The organism is Kordia sp., from assembly GCF_050633145.1.
In the GTDB taxonomy this organism is placed as follows: Bacteria; Bacteroidota; Bacteroidia; order Flavobacteriales; family Flavobacteriaceae; genus Kordia.
The window spans coordinates 1-18,868 of record NZ_JBOEFY010000076.1; the positions used below are offsets into that span (position 1 = coordinate 1).

Here is an 18,868-nt window from a genome sequence, read left to right on the forward strand (position 1 = left end):
CTTTACTGCGCATTATACAGGACAGCTTATTTTTAATTAATATAGAACTAAAACTATAAGTTACCTTATTCCAAATATAGTTTCACTCATTCCTAATTTTTTAGGATATTAAAATTTCCGTAATTTGTAGTATAAATTTAAAGAGAAATGAAACTGGTTTTTACACTACTGTTTTTTTGCTTAGTTCAAACAGAAAGCTATGCGCAAAACGAAAAAATTACTGCAGAAACAATTGATAATTTGTATGTAAAAGCCTTAAATAATCGTTTTGATATCATGCTAAGCAGTGGTTATACATCTCTTGAACCAACAGCAGAAAGCAAACGTATCAAAAATAAACAAGTTTCAAATCGGTATAAATTTCCATCTTCAGATGAATTAAAAACACGTTCATTACAAGAAAAAAGAACGATACGTTTGATTCGTCTCGGACATAAAATCATTTCAAAAGATACCATAGATATTAACTTTGGGAATGTAGGATATACTGCAAAAGAGGTAAAACATTCTGCAGGAAGAATACAAACCTATATAGATATTGCCGTAAGTTGTGGTGGAACAAAAGGATATCAGCCTTCCATTCGATTTGTATATGACAAGACAAAAAATGATTGGATACTCATCTACAATTCATCAATCGTGACAGAAAATTAAAGACGAAAAAGTATTGAGTATTGAGAGTTTCCAAAGAAAACCGATCACAAAAAAGAATCACTTAATTTCAATCGAAACAATTCAACATTTAAAATCTAGCATTTATAATTTAATTAGAAGTCAACTCCCGAAACAAACTCTCCAAATTTTTATTCTTCTGATTAATCTGTAAGGTCTTCAAACTATTATCATGCGCAAAATCAAACACGGTCGATCGCATATCCTTGCTAGTATCAAACGTGAGTTCGTATATCAAGCCACTCGTATTTACAACCTTAGTTACATGCGGAATCTGTTGAATCAATACATCTTCAATGCGATAATTAAATTCAACTTCAATTACTTGTTCCTGGTTCTTTTTAAGTTTTGCTAATGTAGTATCGGCAACAATCTCTCCTTTATTAATAATAATCACACGATCGCAAATAGCTTCTACCTCTTGCATAATATGTGTAGATAGAAAAATAGTCTTCTCTTTTCCAATAGAAGTAATCAAATTACGAATCTCCGTCAACTGATTCGGATCCAAACCTGTAGTAGGTTCATCCAAAATCAATACTTCCGGATCATGTAACAACGCATTAGCCAAACCAACACGCTGACGATATCCTTTAGACAATTCGCTAATCTTCTTCTTAGCTTCGGGTAACAACCCTGTCATTTCTATTACATCATCAATACGAGATTTCGAAACCTTATACACATTTGCATTAAACGCTAAATATTCGCGCACATGCATATCTAAATACAACGGATTGTGCTCTGGAAGATACCCAACACTTCTCTGAACATTTCGTGCGGCGGTTGTAGTGTCAAACTCATTCACAACAGCAGTTCCTGAACTTGCCTTCAAATACGTAGTCAAAATTTTCATCATCGTCGATTTTCCAGCTCCATTTGGACCTAAAAAACCAACAATCTCTCCTTTAGTAACACGAAAAGAAACATTATCTAACGCTTTCTGTTCGCCATAAATTTTTGTGACATTTTCTACTACAATTGACATATTACAAGAATTTGAAATCCAAAACTACATAAATTTTTATCAGTATTTCCTATGTTTAAATCAAATAAAAACAAAAAAAACGATGCTTTATTGATAAAAACGTTTTTCTTTAAAAAATATTGGAAAACGATTTTGATTATAAAAATTAATCTATACTTTAGCTAAGTAAATAAAAAACAACGATGTACAATACAAACTATTTTTGGCAAGGATATTTTTACTTCTTTATAGAGAAGTCGGGACTCCATGTTATATAGTTAAGTAGTGTATCAACCATATAAAAAAAAGTTCCGAACCATGTTCGGAACTTTTTTTTTGTACTTATTTTGAATCTTAGGATACAATAAAAAGTGAATAAAAATTTGTCTAAATGCGGTGCTTTTTGAAAGCCATAGCACGATACTACTAAAAAGAGTAGCAAGACAGAAGTGAATTTGTTCTACTTTTCGGGTGGATTAAAAATCAAGATAAGTTGTTGAGTAACAATAATAGTAAATGGAAAAAACAATTGCAATACAAGGAGTTCAAGGATCTAACCATCATAAAGTAGCACAGCTATATTTTGGAGAAGAAGTACAGTTAGATGAGTGCTTATCTTTTGATGCGTTGGTACATAGCTTAACGCACGAAAAAAGTAGTTATGCTATCATGGCTTTGGAAAACACCATCGCAGGTTCTATCATTCCAAACTACGCACTAATTGATAAAAACAATATTCACATCAATGGTGAATACTATCTAAATATTCATCATCACTTAATGGCATTGCCCAATCAAACCATTGAAGATATTTCAGAAGTATGTTCGCATCCAATGGCGCTATTGCAATGCAAAGAATACTTTAAGCAATATCCGCATATCAAACTTGTTGAAGATGTAGACACAGCGGCAGTAGCAAGAAGAATTCAAGAAAAACAACAAAAAGGAATTGCCGCAATAGCGACTAAAACTGCAGCAGAATTATTTGAATTAAATGTGCTTTCATCAGAAATTCAAACCATTACTAGCAATGCAACACGTTTTGTTATTCTACAAAAACAAAAACCAATTGAAGACATTGATCAAGTAGACAAAGCTTCATTACGATTTGAATTAGATCACAAAAGAGGAAGTTTGGCAACTGTGCTCAATGTTATGAGCGATTGCAAACTAAACCTTACCAAAATACAATCATTACCAATCATTGAAACTCCTTGGAAATACGCATTCTTTGTAGATGTTACATTTGAATCTTACGAAGACTACACCAAAGCACTTTCAGTATTAGAAATAATGTCAACGACACTAAAAGTTTTAGGGGCCTACAAAAACAGAAGAAACATATGATTCCTGCAAAACGTATACATACCGTAGAAGAATACTACTTTTCACGCAAATTGAGAGAAGTACGTGGCTTGGTTGCTGCTGGAAAATCCATCGTAAATCTAGGAATAGGAAGTCCCGATTTACAACCGCCAAATGTGGTTGTCGATGCTTTGGAAGCCAGTTTGCATGATGAAACAGCACACAAATATCAAAGTTATCAAGGAATTCCAGCATTGCGAGATGCCATTGCACAATTCTATCAAAAAAACTATAATGTTTCGCTTGATTCCGAAACCGAAGTATTGCCACTCATGGGAAGCAAAGAAGGAATCATGCACATTTCAATGGCGTACTTAGATGAAGGCGATGAGGTGTTAATTGCAAATCCGAGTTACCCAACGTATACATCGGTAACAAAACTCTTAGGTGCTATTCCTAACTATTACAACTTAGATGCAAACAACAATTGGTTGCCAAACTTAAAAGAAATAGCAAAGCAAGATTTGAGCAAAGTAAAGCTTATGTGGGTAAACTATCCGCACATGCCAACAGGCGCAAAAGCGAGCAAAGCATTCTTTGAAGAACTTGTTGTATTTGCAAAAAAGCATCAAATTCTCATCATCAATGACAATCCATACAGTTTTATCTTAAACGAAAATCCGTTAAGCATATTAAACATAGATGGCGCAAAAGATGTGGCTTTAGAACTCAATTCGCTAAGCAAATCATTCAATATGGCTGGTTGGCGTACAGGAATGGTTATGGGAAAAGCGGAGCATATTCAACATGTGTTAAAAGTAAAAAGTAACATGGATTCAGGAATGTTTTACGGAATTCAAAAAGGAGCAATCAAAGCATTGGAAAGCTCCAAAGACTGGTTTACAGAACTCAATAATATATATGAAAAGCGTCGTAAACTTATATGGGAATTAGCGACAAAATTGCACTGTGTATTCAGTAAAGAAACTGCAGGAATGTTTGTATGGGCAAAATTACCAGCAGAAAATCAACTGACATCAGAAGCGTTTGTCGACAAGCTATTATATGAAAAAGATGTGTTCATTACACCAGGAAGCATATTTGGAACGCAAGGTGAAGGATATGTTCGATTCTCATTATGTGTGTCCGAAGAAAAAATAAAAGAAGTCATTCAACGAATTTGACATGGAAAAGCAAATAGCAATCATACACGCATACATTAATGCGTACAATAACTTTGATATCTCAGGAATGATACAAAACATGCAACCTGATATCATTTTTGAAAACTATGATTCTGAAAAACGAACGCTTTCTACAAAAGGAATTGAAGAATTTAAAACGCAAGCTAAAAAAGCAGCAACGCTATTTTCAATGCGGAATCAACAAATAAAAGGAATACTAAAAAATGATGCAGAAAACAAGTTTGAAGTATCAATACTATATAAAGGAATTTTTGCAGTAGACATAACAGAAACGCTAAAAAAAGGAACTGAAATTACGCTTGAAGGAAAAAGTATTTTTTACTTCTGCAATCAAAAAATAAATAAAATTATAGATAAAAGTTAATATGAACGTATACATCATAGGAATTGGACTCATTGGCGGAAGCATGTCGCTGGATATTCAACAAAAATATCCGGAAGCAACCATCTATGGAATCGATGTAAACGATGCTCACTTACAAGAAGCACTGCAAAGACAGTTAATTCATGAAAAAGCAACGCTTCAAAATGTGCAAAATGCAGATATTGTCATCATAACTATTCCTGTGCATGCTTCTATCAAGATCATCACAGAAGTACTAGATACAATCAATGATGATGCACTTGTTATTGACGCAGGTTCAACGAAAGAAAAAATTTGTGAAAGCATTGCTGCACATCCAAGACGACGCAATTTTTTAGCAGCGCATCCAATTGCAGGAACTGAATATTCGGGACCTTCAGCAGCAATACAATGTTTATTTGATGGAAAAACAAACATCATTTGCGAAGTAGAAAAAACAGCATTCAGCCTGCAAGAAAAAGCACTAGAGGTATTTAAAAACTTAGGCATGCGCATCCGATACATGGATCCAAAATCGCACGACAAACACATTGCGTATGTATCGCATCTATCGCACATAAGTTCGTTTATGCTAGGAAAAACGGTCATTGAAAAAGAAAAAAACGAGCGCGATATTTTCGATTTGGCAGGTAGTGGATTTGCTTCCACAGTGCGTTTGGCAAAAAGTTCGCCAGACATGTGGACACCAATATTTGAGCAAAACAAAGTAAATGTAATTGAAACACTCGACGAATACATTGCAAACTTACAGGAATTCAAAAGCCTCATGTTACAAGACAATTTTGAAGGAATATATAAAGAAATGGAAAACACAAATCATATAAAGAAAATATTAAAAGGAATCGAATAATAACAATTTGGGCGTTACCACCGAAAAATGGTGGTCAGGCTTTCGGCTATATCTTTTTATAAAAAAGGATGCCGCCTCAATCCTTAACGCCAAGGTTCCCACGAAAGTGGGAAAATAAAAAGAACCAATAAGAAAAAAAGAGATCATCATGGAGAATAAAAAAGAACTCGGAAACTGGCTAAATAACTTCGGATTAGAACATCCAATTGTAATTGCCGGACCATGTAGTGCAGAAACAGAAGAGCAAGTATTAAAAATTGCACACCAACTAAAAGACACGGACGCAACCGTATTACGTGCAGGAATTTGGAAACCACGTACACGCCCAGGAAACTTTGAAGGTGTAGGCGCATTAGGTTTAAAATGGTTGCAAAAAGCTAAGGAAGAAACAGGAATGTTAACTGCAACAGAAGTTGCCAATGCTACACATGTACGTCTAGCATTGGAGCATGATATTGATGTATTGTGGATTGGAGCACGATCAACTGTAAGTCCATTCATTGTACAAGAAATTGCAGATGCATTAAACGGAACAGACAAAATTGTCTTGGTAAAAAATCCTGTAAACCCTGATTTAGCCTTATGGCTTGGTGCAGTAGAACGTTTGCATTCTGCCAATATTGAAAAACTAGGTGTAATTCACAGAGGATTTTCAACGTATGAAAAAACACGTTATAGAAACAATCCAGAATGGCAAATTCCAATTGAATTACAAAATCGTTTCCCAGATTTGCCACTAATCTTAGATCCATCGCACATTGCAGGTCGTAGAGATATCATATTCGATCTTTGTCAAACAGCATTAGACTTAAGTTATGACGGATTGATGGTAGAAACACATTTCGATCCAGACAATGCATGGAGTGATGCCAAACAGCAAATAACACCAGATCGATTAGTAGAAGTAATGGACGATTTAAAAATCAGAAAAGCAACAGATACTGAGGCAGAATATAGAAACTCACTGAACACACTTCGTACACAAATTGATGTAGTCGATCATCAATTGATAGAAATGTTAGGAAAGCGTATGAAAATTGCTGACAAAATTGGTGTTTTGAAAAAAGATAAAAACGTTGCCATATTACAAACAAGACGTTGGAATGAAATTCTAGGAAAAATGATTCTAGAAGGTGAGCAAAATCAACTAAGTGAAGAATTTGTATTGCGTATTTTCAAAGCGATTCACCAAGAATCAATCAATCACCAAAAGAAGATCATAAACAAATAAGAACTTCTGCAAACACACATAAAGAACACAAAAAAAGCGAGCTCAATAAGCTCGCTTTGTTATTTATTACTACCAAAAGTTAAAATTACATTTTATTCTCCGCTTGGAGCATTTGGAGTACCAGGAGCAGCTTCAGATCCAGGATTAACTCCTAAACAAGAAGTGCAAAATTCTTCGGTGTCACAAAAATCAGTAGCACAATCGCCAGTACAATTTCCTTCTGTACAATTCCATAAAGTTGCACCGCCAGCAGAACCACAACCGTCTGTACATCCGGCTGTAAAACCTTGTGCGCCACCATTGATTGCGTGATGGTTCAAATTTGAAATTGATTTCTTGTTAAGATTTAAATTTTTTAATTTTTGTTTTTTCATGATATTAAAATTTATAGTTAAATATTTACTCTCCACTTGGACCTTGTGGATTTCCTGGATTCATTGGGTTTGCAGCACCACCAGGACAAGAAGTGCAAAGGAAACCTGTATCACAAGCAAAAGTGTCACAATCTGCAGAACAATTTCCTTCTGTACAATTCCATAATGTAGCACCTAAAGAGCCACATCCATCACTACATCCGTCACTACAACCTGCTGCAAAGGTGAGCCAGCCTGGAAGACCACCTTTGATTTGAGTGTTACTTAGATTAGAAATTGATTTTTTGTTCAGACTTAAATTTTTTAATTTTTGTTTTTTCATGATATTAAAATTTATAGTTAAATATTTACTCTCCACTTGGAGCTTGTGGATTTTCAGGATTCATAGGATTTCCAGGATTGGCTACATCGGTGCAAGAATTGCAAAAATCTTCGCCACTTGGACAATCGGCAGTACAATTGGTTAGAGAACAATTCCATAAAGTAAATCCAATAGAAGCACAACCATCAGTACAACCAGAAGTAAAACCTTGTGCGCCACCATTAATTGAAAGATGATTCAAATTTGAAATTGATTTTTTATTGAGGTGTAAACGCTGTAGTTTTTGTTTTTTCATGGTGTATTATTTTATTAATTAGGAGTATCACTAGGGTTTCCAGGTTCGCCACCAGGAGCAGCATCTGAAGGAAAACAATCCGTTGCAGGAACAGATATTCTACACAATTCTACTCTAGTACATTGCGAAGTAAATAAACAACCTATATTACAAGAAGCTGAAGCAGATGAAGCATGACCTCCATTAATAGATTCACTCAAACTTGAAATTGATCTTTTATTCAATGCTAGATTCTGTAAATTTCTTTTTTTCATAATATTTTGTGTTTGAATTAGTAATGAATCAAAAGAAAGAATAATTTTCTGACAAAAGAAGAAAGACTATTGATGGTTTATGAAAACGCAATAAACTGTTGAAAACGTGAAAAATAAGTTGTTGATGGTTTATAAACAGGAGATAAAAAAGCTTTTATATGTCAAAATAAATATTTAACTGCATTTAATGCTTATTTCTTTAAAAACCAATAAGTAAAGCTTTGTTATTTTTAAGAATAATCTTAATCTTTGCACCAATGATAGGAACTGTTTATAAATCTACGGGAAGTTGGTATTTGGTGAAAACCGAAAGTGGTAAAGAATACGAGTGTAGAATCAAAGGGAAATTCAGACTTAAAGGAATAAAAAGTACAAATCCTATTGCGGTTGGTGACAAGGTGAATTTTACCTTAGAAACAAAAAACAATACCGAAACAGGAATCATTGACGAAATCTTTGATCGTAAAAACTACATCATTCGTAAATCAGTCAATCTATCCAAACAAACGCACATCATTGCGTCTAATATCGATCAAGTATTTTTATTAATTACGATAGACAATCCACCGACGTTTCCAAGTTTTATAGATCGTTTTCTAGTCACAGCAGAAGCCTATTCAATCCCTTGTGTATTGCTATTTAATAAAATTGATACCTATGCAGAAATTGAAAGACGCGCTGAGGTCATGTATCTCAAAGAGATCTACAAAAATATCGGTTACGAATGTATCGAAATTTCTGCCAAAGAAGGAGAAAATATTGATGCCGTAAAAAATAGAATGAAAGATACGGTAAGTATGTTTGCAGGACATTCTGGTGTTGGAAAATCAACTTTGGTCAATGCTATTGCTCCTGAGTTAAACTTAAAAACCAAAGAAATTTCCGAACAACACAAACAAGGGCAACATACCACAACTTTTGCTGAAATGTTCGATTTAGAATTTGGTGCAAAAATTATTGATACACCAGGAATCAAAGGTTTTGGAATTGTTGACATGGAGAAAGAAGAAATAGACAATTACTTCCCTGAATTTCTAGCATTAAAAAACGAATGTAAATTTAATAACTGCATTCATATGGAAGAACCAAAATGTGCTATAAAAGACGCCGTTGAAGAAGGTGAAATTGCTTGGTCACGTTACAAAAGCTACATTCAAATCATAGAAGGAGACGAAAACAATTATCGCGTAGACGAATTTAAAGAGCAGTAATCTTTCTTTCAAAATGTATATAGATGAAATAATTTTTTGTTTACAGTTTATCCCTCTAGTGTGGTTTTTATTATTAGATGAAGAAGTTTCGAACAAGAAAAAGGTATTTCTAAGATTCGTGTTGATTTCAATAGCAATTTTGATGTTTGGAATTGTTTATAAAAATTATACAGATGAATCTAATAAATTACTTGTGTACTTTGGTTCTCAAATGACATTGATATTTTTATTGTTGTATAAAACAATCCAAATTCCATACTATTGGATATTCAAACGAAGACCTGAAGTTTTAACAATTCCTGAAAAAAATATAGACATCATTCCGTCATTAATTTTGATAGTAGGATCTGTAATTTTACCGTTTATAATTGACAGTTTTATTATTCGAAAATTGATGTAAAAAAAATATTAAAAATGAAAGCAGTAATACAAAGAGTTACAGAAGCAAGCGTTACCGTTGATGAAAAAAAAGTAGCAAACATCGGTCATGGATTGCTCATTCTTTTAGGTGTAGAACACGAAGATACGCATGAAGATGTAAAATGGCTATCCAATAAAGTGGCGCGTTTGCGTATTTTCAATGATGAAAATGGTGTAATGAATACTTCTTTACTCGATACAGGTGGAGAAGCTATTGTGGTAAGTCAATTCACGCTGCATGCAAGTACCAAAAAAGGAAGTCGTCCAAGTTATTTAAAAGCGGCAAAACCAGACATTTCCATTCCTATGTATGAAGCCTTTGTTGCACAACTCGAAAAAGATCTCAACAAAAAAGTACAAACAGGAATCTTTGCTGCCGATATGAAAGTAGCATTGCTAAATGATGGACCTGTAACAATCATAATTGATACAAAAAACAAAGAATAACTCAATATTAGGAGTTTTTTTACTACGCTTATCAATTTTTTGTGGCTAAATTCATTACTTTTCTTATATTCGTGATGTATTCCCCCGAATATTAAAACATATCACGTATGCGCTTAAAAATGTTAGCAATTGCTGTCTTTGTATGTTCAATATACACAGCAAAAGCTCAAGACGACCTCACAAGTTACCTTACACTTCCACAAGAACTTATAAAAAATGCAAATGCAGTTGTTCGATTAGATGAAACCATTGTTGCGGTAAAGGCAATCAATGACATGGAAATCTCTGAAAAGAGGATTGTTACTGTATTAAATGAAAAAGGGTTAAATAAAATTGGCGCGCAAGTTTGGTATGACAATAACATTCGTGTAAAAAATGCCGAAGTAAGAATCTATAATAAATTTGGAAAAGAAATCAAGAAAATTCGTGAAAAGGATTTCCTAGATGTTAGTGCTGTAGATGGCGGAACCATGTATTCAGATTCTCGTGTAAAACATATAGATTATACACCTGTAGCATATCCGTTTACAGCAGTGTTTACAAGTAAAATTCAAACAAAAAAAACATCCAATTTACCTTGGTTTTCGCCTATTCCATACTATACTGGAATTCAAAAAAGCAGATACAAAATTACCTATCCGTTATCACTAACACTTTATAAAAAAGAACACAATCTTGAAGAATATGGTGTTGTAAAAGATGAAAAAGAAGGAAGCCTGACATACATAATTGAAAATGTTCCAGGGATCAAGCCAGAAGCATATAGTCCGTCTGAAGCAAAAATAAAACCACGAGTACGTTTTGCGCTCAGTAAATTTAGCTATGAAGGCATTACTGCGGAAGTTGAAAACTGGGAAGAAATAGGAACGTGGATGAATCAAAATTTACTAAATGGTCGTGCTACAGTTGATGCAGAAACAAAAGCAAAAATTGAAAGTATGGTTGCTGGTGTTGAATCTGATCGCGAAAAAGCAAAAATCATCTATGAATTCATGCAAAGTAAAACCCGATATATCAGCGTGCAAGTAGGTATTGGTGGATATCAACCAATTACCGCAAATGAAGTAGACAAAGTTGGGTATGGCGATTGTAAAGGATTAACCAATTATACAATGGCATTGCTAAAAATTGCAGGTGTAGAATCGTATTATACAGTTGTGTATGCAGGATCAAAAATGACTAGTTTCTATGAAGATTTTGCTTCGTTAGGACAAGGAAATCATGTCATCTTAAACATTCCGAATAAAGGTGATGATATCTGGTTGGAATGTACCAGTCAAAAAATGCCTTTTGGTCACATTGGAGACTTTACCGATAACAGAAATGTGCTAGTTGTAACTCCTGAAGGAGGAAAAATAAAACGCACCAAAAAATATGATACGGAAGAAAATCTCCAAAATACTACAGGTTCTTATGTACTAGATGCCAATGGAAACATAAACGCAGATGTAACTATTGAAACAAAAGGAATTCAATACGATGATCGTTTTTATTTGGAAGACAGATCTGATGTAGAAAAAGACAAGCGTTACAAAAGATACTTTCAAACAGTCGACAATATAAATGTTGACAACATCGAATTAAAAAACGATAAAGAAGCAATTGTATTTACAGAAAAAGTAATGTTCAATGCAGATGCGTATGGTGTTTCTACGGGAGAGAGAATGTTGTTTGCGCCAAATGCACTTAACAGACTAACGAGCATTCCTGACCGTTACAGAAATCGAAAGTTTCCTCTAGAAATTCAAAGAGGTTATTACGATACAGACGATTACGAAATAAAACTACCAAGCGATTACAAAATAGAAGCAATTCCGAACGATGTAACTTACGAAACTAAATTTGGAGCCTACACATTTTCAATCACAAAAAAAGACGATCAAACATTACAATACAAAAGAACAATCAAAATAAAAGACGGTTTATATCCGAAAGAAGAATACAAAAACTATCGAAAGTTTATCAAAAAAATCATAAAATATGATGGTTCAAAAATTGTATTAGTCAAAAAATAAAAAACACCCTAACTACATAATAATAACAATTCCACAGATGAAAAAACACATACTATACGTATTCGTCTTGTTAAGTTTTATAACAATGCATGCACAAGACTTTGATTTTGGAGAAGTATCCAAAGCCGAATTGGAAGAAAAAAAACATCCAAACGATCCTGAAGCCAATGCTGCCATTCTTTATGAAAATACATACATCACAATGCGGTACATTCAAGGAGAAGGTTTTCAGTTAGAAACCAATGTTCATAAGCGTATCAAAATATACAACAAAGACGGTTTTGGCATGGCAAGCCATTCCATTCCGTTATTCAAAGGAAGCGGCGAACGCGAAAAAGTTACAGGTTTAAAAGCGTACACATACAATTTAGTTGATGGTAAAATTAAAGACACCAAACTTCGAAAAGATGGAATCTTTAAAGAAGAACGAAACAAATATGTAGACATACAAAAAATAACAATGCCCAACATAAAAGAAGGTTCGGTAGTAGAATACAAATACAAAATGATTTCGTCATATATTGGGAATGTTAATGAAATTCAATTTCAATATGAAGTTCCTGTAAATCAAATAAACGTAACTTTTGAAGCGCATGAGTATTTTATTTACAAAAAGCATTACAAAGGATATTTTAGATTACAGCCCAAAGAAACGAGTCGCAATGGAAAAATAAGACTCAGTTCAAAATCGAGAAATTCAGTTACTGGTCGTGCAAGTTTTAATGAAGATGAAATAGACTTTACATTCAACGTAACAAAATTCAGTCTAAAAAATGTACCAGCGCTCAAAGAAGAAAGTTTTGTAAGCAATATTGAAAACTACAGAAGTACTGTAAAATTTGAGTTGGCGCAAACACAAATGCCAAATGAAATACCACAATTCCTTGCAAAAACTTGGGATGATGTTGTGAAAACAATTTATGAAAGCTCAGACTTTGGAGTGCAATTAGGGAGAACTTCGTACTTTAAAAGTGATATAGATAACTTAATAGCCGGTGCTTCAACAGATATGGAAAAAGCGGCAAAGATTTACAAATATGTGCGCGACAGAGTTAAATGGAATGGAAACTATGGTAAATATACAGATGTAGGTGTTCGTAGGGCATATAAAGACAAAGCCGGAAATGTGGCTGATATGAATTTAATGCTGACAGCAATGTTGCGTCACGCAGGAATCAATGCCAATCCAGTTATCTTAAGTACGCGCTCACATGGAATTAAAATGTTTCCAACTTTAGAAGGGTTTAACTATGTAATTGCTGCAATTGAAGTTAAAGATGATGTTATTTTGTTAGATGCTACCAATTACTATGGAGAACCAAATGTATTGCCAATGCGTGCCTTAAACTGGGCTGGACGACTTATCCGTAAAGATGGAAGTTGGAGTCAAATCAGTTTAATGCCAAAAGAAACTGCGTTGCGTGCAACTATGCTAAATGTAACCTTAGATGAAAATGGAGACATTACTGGGAAACAACGTACACAACTTACTTCGCACAATGCACTAAACTTTAGAAGAAGTTACACGAAAGCAGACAAGGCAGATTATTTAGAAAAACTTGAAAACAGTATTGAAGATATTGAAATTAGTGAGCATAAAGTTACCAACCTTAAAAAAATAGGGAAACCTGTTTTAGAATCGTATTCGTTTGAAAAAGAATCGCAAGCAGAAGTAATTGGAGATAAAATGTATTTTTCGCCATTATTCTTCTTATCAACTACTGAAAATATTTTCAAAGCAGAAGAACGTGTATATCCAGTAGATTTCGGGTATCCTTGGAAACGAAAAATTATGATGAACATACAACTACCAGAAGGGTATGAAGTAGAATCATTACCAGAAGCAGGAGTCGTAAAAATGCCAGAAGGTTTAGGTGCATACTCGTTTAATATTTCCAAAACACCTTCAGGAATAAGTGTGGTAATGTCTAAAGAAATCAATTCATCAGTTATTACGCCAGACAAATACGGTGCGTTGCGCGAATTCTACAAAATCTTAATTGAAAAGGAAAAAGAAAAAGTAGTATTGAAGAAAATCTAAACACACTAAAAAGTGAAAATGTTTCTGCAAAAACGCATGACATAATTCATTGAAAAACTATATTTTTACAAGTGACTTTATAACACGTTTATAAAGTCACTTTTTTTATCAAAAAAAACTAATATAATTTCTTCTAAATTGTCGCATCGAGCGCAGTCGAGATGCTTTTAAAATGTAATTTTAGATGAAAATGGATTAGAATATTAGTTAAAACAAATCTTATGAACCTAAAAGCAGCACAATTAGACGTAGATACGTGGATCAAAGAACATGGAGTTCGTTATTTTAATGAACTCACAAACATGGCGCAGCTTACAGAAGAAGTTGGCGAAGTGGCACGAATCATTGCTAGACGTTATGGAGAACAAAGCGAAAAAGAAAGTGACAAAAACAAAGACTTAGGCGAAGAACTGGCAGATGTAGTTTTTGTAGTATTATGCTTGGCAAATCAAACAGGAATTGACTTGCAAGAAGCGTTTGACAAAAAAATGGACAAAAAAACCAAACGTGATCACGATCGTCATCACAACAACGAAAAATTAAAATCATAGTTTCCTAGTACATCTCGATACTAAATTCTTTTCGAATTTAACTCGAAGTGACGTTACGAATAAAACATAGAATAATGAACATAAAGCTTCAAAAATCAACACTTCACAAACAATCAAAGATTGCAATTACAGGTTCCAAAAGTGAATCCAACCGATTGTTATTATTGCAGGCTTTATATCCAAACATTACAATCGCAAACATCTCCAATTCAGATGATGCAACCTTAATGCAAAAAGCGTTAAAATCTACTGATAGTATAAAAGACATTCATCACGCAGGAACGGCAATGCGTTTTTTAACAGCATACTACGCAACGCAAAACGAGCAAGAAATCACGTTAACGGGTTCGTCGCGCATGCAAGAACGACCGATAAAAATACTTGTAGAAGCATTGCAGCAATTAGGTGCAGACATTCAATACACAAACAATGAAGGATATCCGCCATTGCGTATAAAAGGTCAAAAATTAGAAGGAAATCAAGTTACGTTGGCAGCCAATGTAAGCAGTCAATACATTTCTGCATTATTACTAATTGCGCCGACATTACAAAATGGGTTAACGCTTACGCTGGATGGAAAAATTACGTCAGTTCCGTATATCAACATGACACTTTCATTGCTTAACGATCTTGGTGTAAAAACAAATTTTGAAGGAAATACAATCACAGTGGAGCGATTTGAAGCTACACAGCAAGTAAAAGCGTTTACAGTAGAATCTGATTGGAGCTCAGCTTCGTATTTTTATAGTCTCATCGCGCTAAGCGAAATAGGAACAACGATAGAACTTTCGGCATACAAACCAAACAGTTTACAGGGTGATTCGTGCTTAGCAAAAATCTACACAGAATTTGGTGTCGAAACTACTTTTGGAGAAAACACTATCACACTGACAAAAACGCGTGAAGCAACTCAGGAAACCATCAAGCTTGACTTAAAAAATGCACCAGATATTGCACAAACCATTGCAGTAACAGCTTTTGGATTGCAATTATCATGTGAAATGATCGGATTACACACCTTAAAAATAAAAGAAACGGATCGTTTAGTGGCGCTCAAAATCGAACTTGAAAAATTAGGCGCTTCTGTAGACATTACAGATACATCTTTGTATTTGCACAAAGCAACTTCAATCAACGAAAATATTACTATCGAAACCTACAAAGATCACCGAATGGCAATGGCTTTTGCTCCGTTAGCATTGCGTGTTCCAATACACATTGATAAAGCAAATGTAGTGTCGAAATCGTTCCCAGACTTCTGGACAGATTTAAGTAAAATTGGTGTTGAAGTCATAGAAAATTAAAAAAACTCACTAAATACTTGACAACCCCTATGTTGAGATTGTATATTTGCCATTCTTAAAAAATAACTTAAAAGACTTATGGCAAAAAAGCTATCGCATTTTAATTTTGATCTTCCTGAAGATTTATTAGCTGAATATCCTTCTGAGCACAGAGATGAAGCACGTTTAATGGTGTTAAATCGCGAAAAACAAACTATAGAACACAAGCGTTTCAAAGATTTAGTGGATTACTTTGATGAAGGAGATGTAATGGTGTTGAACAATACAAAAGTATTTCCTGCAAGACTCTTTGGAAACAAAGAAAAAACAGGAGCACGTATTGAAGTCTTTTTATTAAGAGAATTAAACGAAGATCAACGCTTATGGGATGTTTTAGTAGATCCTGCAAGAAAAATAAGAATCGGAAATAAATTATACTTTGGTGAAGACGAAAGTTTAGTAGCTGAGGTTATTGATAATACAACTTCTAGAGGTCGTACCTTACGTTTCTTATATGATGGTTCGTATGAAGAATTCAGAACAAAATTAGGAGAGCTTGGACAAACGCCACTTCCAAAATATATCAAAAGAGATGTAGAGCCAGAAGATGAAGAGCGTTACCAAACAATCTATGCCAAAGAAGAAGGTGCAGTTGCTGCGCCAACGGCTGGATTACACTTCTCAAAACACTTATTAAAGCGTTTAGAGATTAAAGGAATTGACTTTTCAGAAATCACACTTCATGTAGGTTTAGGAACATTCAATCCTGTAGAAGTAGAAGATTTATCGAAGCACAAAATGGATTCAGAAGAATTAAAAATTGAATCACCTGCTGTAGTAACAGTAAACAGTGCTAAGAAAAACAAGCAAAAAGTATGTGCAGTTGGAACAACTGTAATGCGTGCGTTAGAAAGTTCAGTTTCTTCAGAAAGAACATTGAATGAATATGAAGGTTGGACAAACAAATTCATCTTTCCTCCTTATGAATTTAGTATTGCTAACTGTATGATTACAAACTTCCATACGCCTAAATCAACTTTATTAATGATGGTTTCTGCCTTTGCAGGTCACGATTTCATCTTAAAAGCGTATGAAGAGGCAATCAAAGAAGGATACCAATTCTATTCTTATGGAGACGCAATGTTGATTCTATAATTAGAAAACACATAATATATATACAAAATCCTGTCTTTGGCAGGATTTTGTTTTTTCTAACTAACACATCAATTCGTACTCATAAAATAATAATATCTGAATAAAAGTAACAGATTGACTTCTTTTTCAAAATATGGAAGTGCCGTTTAAGGTAAATTTTTATATGATTTGTTTTTGCTAACTTTAACTCTTCTTTTAAATTACAGAAACTCCAAACCAAAACAACTACATGCATACTTTTTCATTCAATCATATAGCACTTTCCGTTAAAGACGTCAATGAATCTATTGAGTTTTATCAAAAAGTACTTCAACTTGAAGAAATTGAGAATACAGCTTCTAACTCAAAAACAAGATGGTTGTCTCTCAATGAAGGAAAACAACTTCATTTGATTCCTCGCCCAAATTTTGAAATAAAAGTTAACAAAGCTGTTCATTTTGCTATGGCAACATCTGACATAGATTCATTTGTAAAATATCTAAAGGAATTAAAAATTGATTATTCTGATTGGATTGGCACAGCGAACAAAGATTACATCCGAAAAGATGGAATAAAACAGGTCTATTTTCAAGATCCAAACGGTTATTGGATTGAAGTAAATGATGATATGTAATAACATCTTCAAAACTTCTATTTAGCTTTTCGGAATAGTACTAGTATCTACTGGTAAATCAAAGTATCTGTAATTAGCTGTTTATACAGAATTACTAGCCAAAAATACATGTATACTTTTATTGGGGTAGTTTTTTGTTACATTTAATACTTTGGGTGTGCAACTCATTATCAAACAAAGTGTTGGGTGCATCTAAAAAAAATAACCATAACTACTACGTCATGAAAACAAGTATTCTATATGCATTTTTTTGTTTATTAATTACTAACAATGCTTTTGCACAAAATGGAAACAAACAAATCCCTGTATTAAAAGTCAAAGCAAATGCTACAGTTTCGTACCAAGGTACCATATCTGATGGACAACAAATTTCAGATTTGTCATGGGCAGCAAACAGTAGTGTGGCATGTTTTCCGGCTACTCAAAATCAAAAATTTACGGGAAATCACGTTTTTTATACGACTACGATCCCAAAGCGTTCTGAAATGTTCATCAAAGTCATTCCAAAGAACAAAAATCAAAACCTGAGTCTGTATGCGTATCAAGTTGGCATAACCAATGAACAATTACCACCAAATTTAAGCAGTTGTATTACGTGTGAAGCAGACTATAAATGGGATCGTAAATGGAAAGGTAAAACGCAAGATCATACACGACAAGTTCGATTGAATGCTATTAATCGCCCTTATAAAATAGTCATTGGCGTTGTCGGAGCAGATGGTGTAACGGAAGGAGACTTTACTTTAGAAATAAAACTAAATGGAGGAGAGGAAGTTGTTCACTCAATACCTAAAATAGAAGTCACTAAAATAGAAACAAAAGGAGCAATCACTACAACAAGCGGAAACCTTAATACAGGTGATGTAATCAGTGATTTATCTTGGGCGGCCAATAGTAGTGTTGCATGTTTTCCCGCAACTAAAAATCAGAAATTTTCAGGGAAGCACGTTTTCTATTCAACCACAATACCAAAGCGTTCTGAAATGTTTATCAAGGTTATTCCAAAGGACAAAAAACAAAACTTTAGTTTGTATGCGTATCAAGTTGGTGTAACTAATGAGCAATTACCGCCAAACTTAAGTAGTTGTATTACTTGCGAAGAAGATTCTAAATGGGATCGTAAATGGCGAGGGAAAACACAAGATCACACACGAAAAGTTCGATTGAATGCCATTAATCGACCTTATAAAATAGTCATTGCAGTTGTTGGTGCAGAAGGCTTGACTGAAGGTGATTTTGAATTGGAAATTGAAATAAAAAAGTAATACAAATAACGAGCAATACCTTATTTTT

At 33.9% G+C, this 18,868-nt stretch carries 21 protein-coding genes; 16 read left to right on the plus strand and 5 right to left on the minus strand.

Annotated elements, in window-relative coordinates; translation table 11 throughout:
- Positions 1–147 precede the first annotated feature (147 nt).
- A complete protein-coding gene (locus ACRBBL_RS24870) occupies positions 148–654 on the plus strand; it encodes a hypothetical protein (protein ID WP_431371807.1) in 507 nt (168 codons plus the stop codon).
- Between the two features lie 109 nt (positions 655–763).
- On the opposite strand, the gene gldA is transcribed toward ACRBBL_RS24870, so the two are convergent.
- Positions 764–1,660 (minus strand): gliding motility-associated ABC transporter ATP-binding subunit GldA, encoded by an 897-nt coding sequence (gene gldA / locus ACRBBL_RS24875; RefSeq protein WP_431371808.1) that lies wholly within the window; start codon positions 1,658–1,660, stop codon positions 764–766.
- A 495-nt stretch (positions 1,661–2,155) separates the two neighbouring features.
- Here gldA and ACRBBL_RS24880 point away from each other — a divergent pair, with 495 nt between their 5' ends.
- The 5 genes from ACRBBL_RS24880 to ACRBBL_RS24900 all read left to right on the plus strand — a co-directional run bounded on the left by ACRBBL_RS24880 (position 2,156) and on the right by ACRBBL_RS24900 (position 6,594).
- Positions 2,156–2,986, plus strand: coding sequence for a prephenate dehydratase (locus ACRBBL_RS24880; protein ID WP_431371809.1), 831 nt, complete (start codon positions 2,156–2,158; stop codon positions 2,984–2,986).
- On the plus strand, positions 2,983–4,128 hold the full coding sequence (locus tag ACRBBL_RS24885; protein ID WP_431371810.1) for a pyridoxal phosphate-dependent aminotransferase: 1,146 nt from the start codon (positions 2,983–2,985) through the stop codon (positions 4,126–4,128). The genes ACRBBL_RS24880 and ACRBBL_RS24885 overlap by 4 nt, the downstream gene beginning before the upstream one ends.
- 1 nt (position 4,129) lies before the next feature.
- A complete protein-coding gene (locus ACRBBL_RS24890) occupies positions 4,130–4,513 on the plus strand; it encodes a hypothetical protein (protein ID WP_431371811.1) in 384 nt (127 codons plus the stop codon).
- A gap of 1 nt (position 4,514) precedes the next feature.
- Positions 4,515–5,363 carry a prephenate dehydrogenase gene (locus tag ACRBBL_RS24895; protein ID WP_431371812.1) on the plus strand — a complete coding sequence of 283 codons (849 nt, stop codon included), beginning with the start codon at positions 4,515–4,517 and terminating at the stop codon, positions 5,361–5,363.
- A 148-nt stretch (positions 5,364–5,511) separates the two neighbouring features.
- Positions 5,512–6,594, plus strand: coding sequence for a chorismate mutase (locus ACRBBL_RS24900; protein WP_431371813.1), 1,083 nt, complete (start codon positions 5,512–5,514; stop codon positions 6,592–6,594).
- A 92-nt stretch (positions 6,595–6,686) separates the two neighbouring features.
- Here the strand turns inward: ACRBBL_RS24900 and ACRBBL_RS24905 are convergent, their stop codons facing one another.
- From ACRBBL_RS24905 to ACRBBL_RS24920, 4 genes are read right to left on the minus strand one after another with little or no spacing between them, the layout of a single operon-like run.
- On the minus strand, positions 6,687–6,968 hold the full coding sequence (locus tag ACRBBL_RS24905) for a hypothetical protein (RefSeq protein ID WP_431371814.1): 282 nt from the start codon (positions 6,966–6,968) through the stop codon (positions 6,687–6,689).
- 25 nt (positions 6,969–6,993) lie between these two features.
- Positions 6,994–7,290 (minus strand): class I lanthipeptide, encoded by a 297-nt coding sequence (locus ACRBBL_RS24910; protein ID WP_431371815.1) that lies wholly within the window; start codon positions 7,288–7,290, stop codon positions 6,994–6,996.
- A 25-nt stretch (positions 7,291–7,315) separates the two neighbouring features.
- Positions 7,316–7,585 (minus strand): hypothetical protein, encoded by a 270-nt coding sequence (locus tag ACRBBL_RS24915; protein ID WP_431371816.1) that lies wholly within the window; start codon positions 7,583–7,585, stop codon positions 7,316–7,318.
- Positions 7,586–7,599: 14 nt separating this feature from the next.
- Complete coding sequence (locus tag ACRBBL_RS24920; RefSeq protein WP_431371817.1) at positions 7,600–7,839, minus strand: hypothetical protein; 240 nt, start codon at positions 7,837–7,839, stop codon at positions 7,600–7,602.
- Positions 7,840–8,096: 257 nt separating this feature from the next.
- On the opposite strand from ACRBBL_RS24920, the gene rsgA reads away from it, so the two are divergent.
- From rsgA to ACRBBL_RS24970, 10 genes are all read left to right on the plus strand, one after another.
- Positions 8,097–9,050 carry a ribosome small subunit-dependent GTPase A gene (rsgA, locus tag ACRBBL_RS24925; protein ID WP_431371818.1) on the plus strand — a complete coding sequence of 318 codons (954 nt, stop codon included), beginning with the start codon at positions 8,097–8,099 and terminating at the stop codon, positions 9,048–9,050.
- 142 nt (positions 9,051–9,192) lie between these two features.
- Positions 9,193–9,450, plus strand: coding sequence for a hypothetical protein (locus ACRBBL_RS24930; RefSeq protein WP_431371819.1), 258 nt, complete (start codon positions 9,193–9,195; stop codon positions 9,448–9,450).
- Between the two features lie 14 nt (positions 9,451–9,464).
- Positions 9,465–9,917 carry a D-aminoacyl-tRNA deacylase gene (dtd, locus tag ACRBBL_RS24935; protein WP_431371820.1) on the plus strand — a complete coding sequence of 151 codons (453 nt, stop codon included), beginning with the start codon at positions 9,465–9,467 and terminating at the stop codon, positions 9,915–9,917.
- Positions 9,918–10,024: 107 nt separating this feature from the next.
- Entirely contained in the window at positions 10,025–11,932 is a 1,908-nt protein-coding gene (locus ACRBBL_RS24940) for a DUF3857 domain-containing protein (protein WP_431371821.1), read from the plus strand.
- 37 nt (positions 11,933–11,969) lie between these two features.
- On the plus strand, positions 11,970–13,973 hold the full coding sequence (locus ACRBBL_RS24945; protein ID WP_431371822.1) for a transglutaminase domain-containing protein: 2,004 nt from the start codon (positions 11,970–11,972) through the stop codon (positions 13,971–13,973).
- A gap of 221 nt (positions 13,974–14,194) precedes the next feature.
- Positions 14,195–14,524, plus strand: coding sequence for a nucleotide pyrophosphohydrolase (locus ACRBBL_RS24950; protein WP_431371823.1), 330 nt, complete (start codon positions 14,195–14,197; stop codon positions 14,522–14,524).
- 74 nt (positions 14,525–14,598) lie between these two features.
- Positions 14,599–15,828 (plus strand): 3-phosphoshikimate 1-carboxyvinyltransferase, encoded by a 1,230-nt coding sequence (locus tag ACRBBL_RS24955; RefSeq protein ID WP_431371824.1) that lies wholly within the window; start codon positions 14,599–14,601, stop codon positions 15,826–15,828.
- 78 nt (positions 15,829–15,906) lie between these two features.
- Positions 15,907–16,962: a tRNA preQ1(34) S-adenosylmethionine ribosyltransferase-isomerase QueA gene (gene queA / locus ACRBBL_RS24960; RefSeq protein ID WP_431371825.1), complete on the plus strand. Its 1,056-nt coding sequence runs from the start codon at positions 15,907–15,909 to the stop codon at positions 16,960–16,962.
- 229 nt (positions 16,963–17,191) lie between these two features.
- On the plus strand, positions 17,192–17,575 hold the full coding sequence (locus tag ACRBBL_RS24965; RefSeq protein ID WP_431371826.1) for a VOC family protein: 384 nt from the start codon (positions 17,192–17,194) through the stop codon (positions 17,573–17,575).
- 221 nt (positions 17,576–17,796) lie between these two features.
- Positions 17,797–18,840: a hypothetical protein gene (locus ACRBBL_RS24970; protein ID WP_431371827.1), complete on the plus strand. Its 1,044-nt coding sequence runs from the start codon at positions 17,797–17,799 to the stop codon at positions 18,838–18,840.
- Positions 18,841–18,868 lie beyond the last annotated feature (28 nt).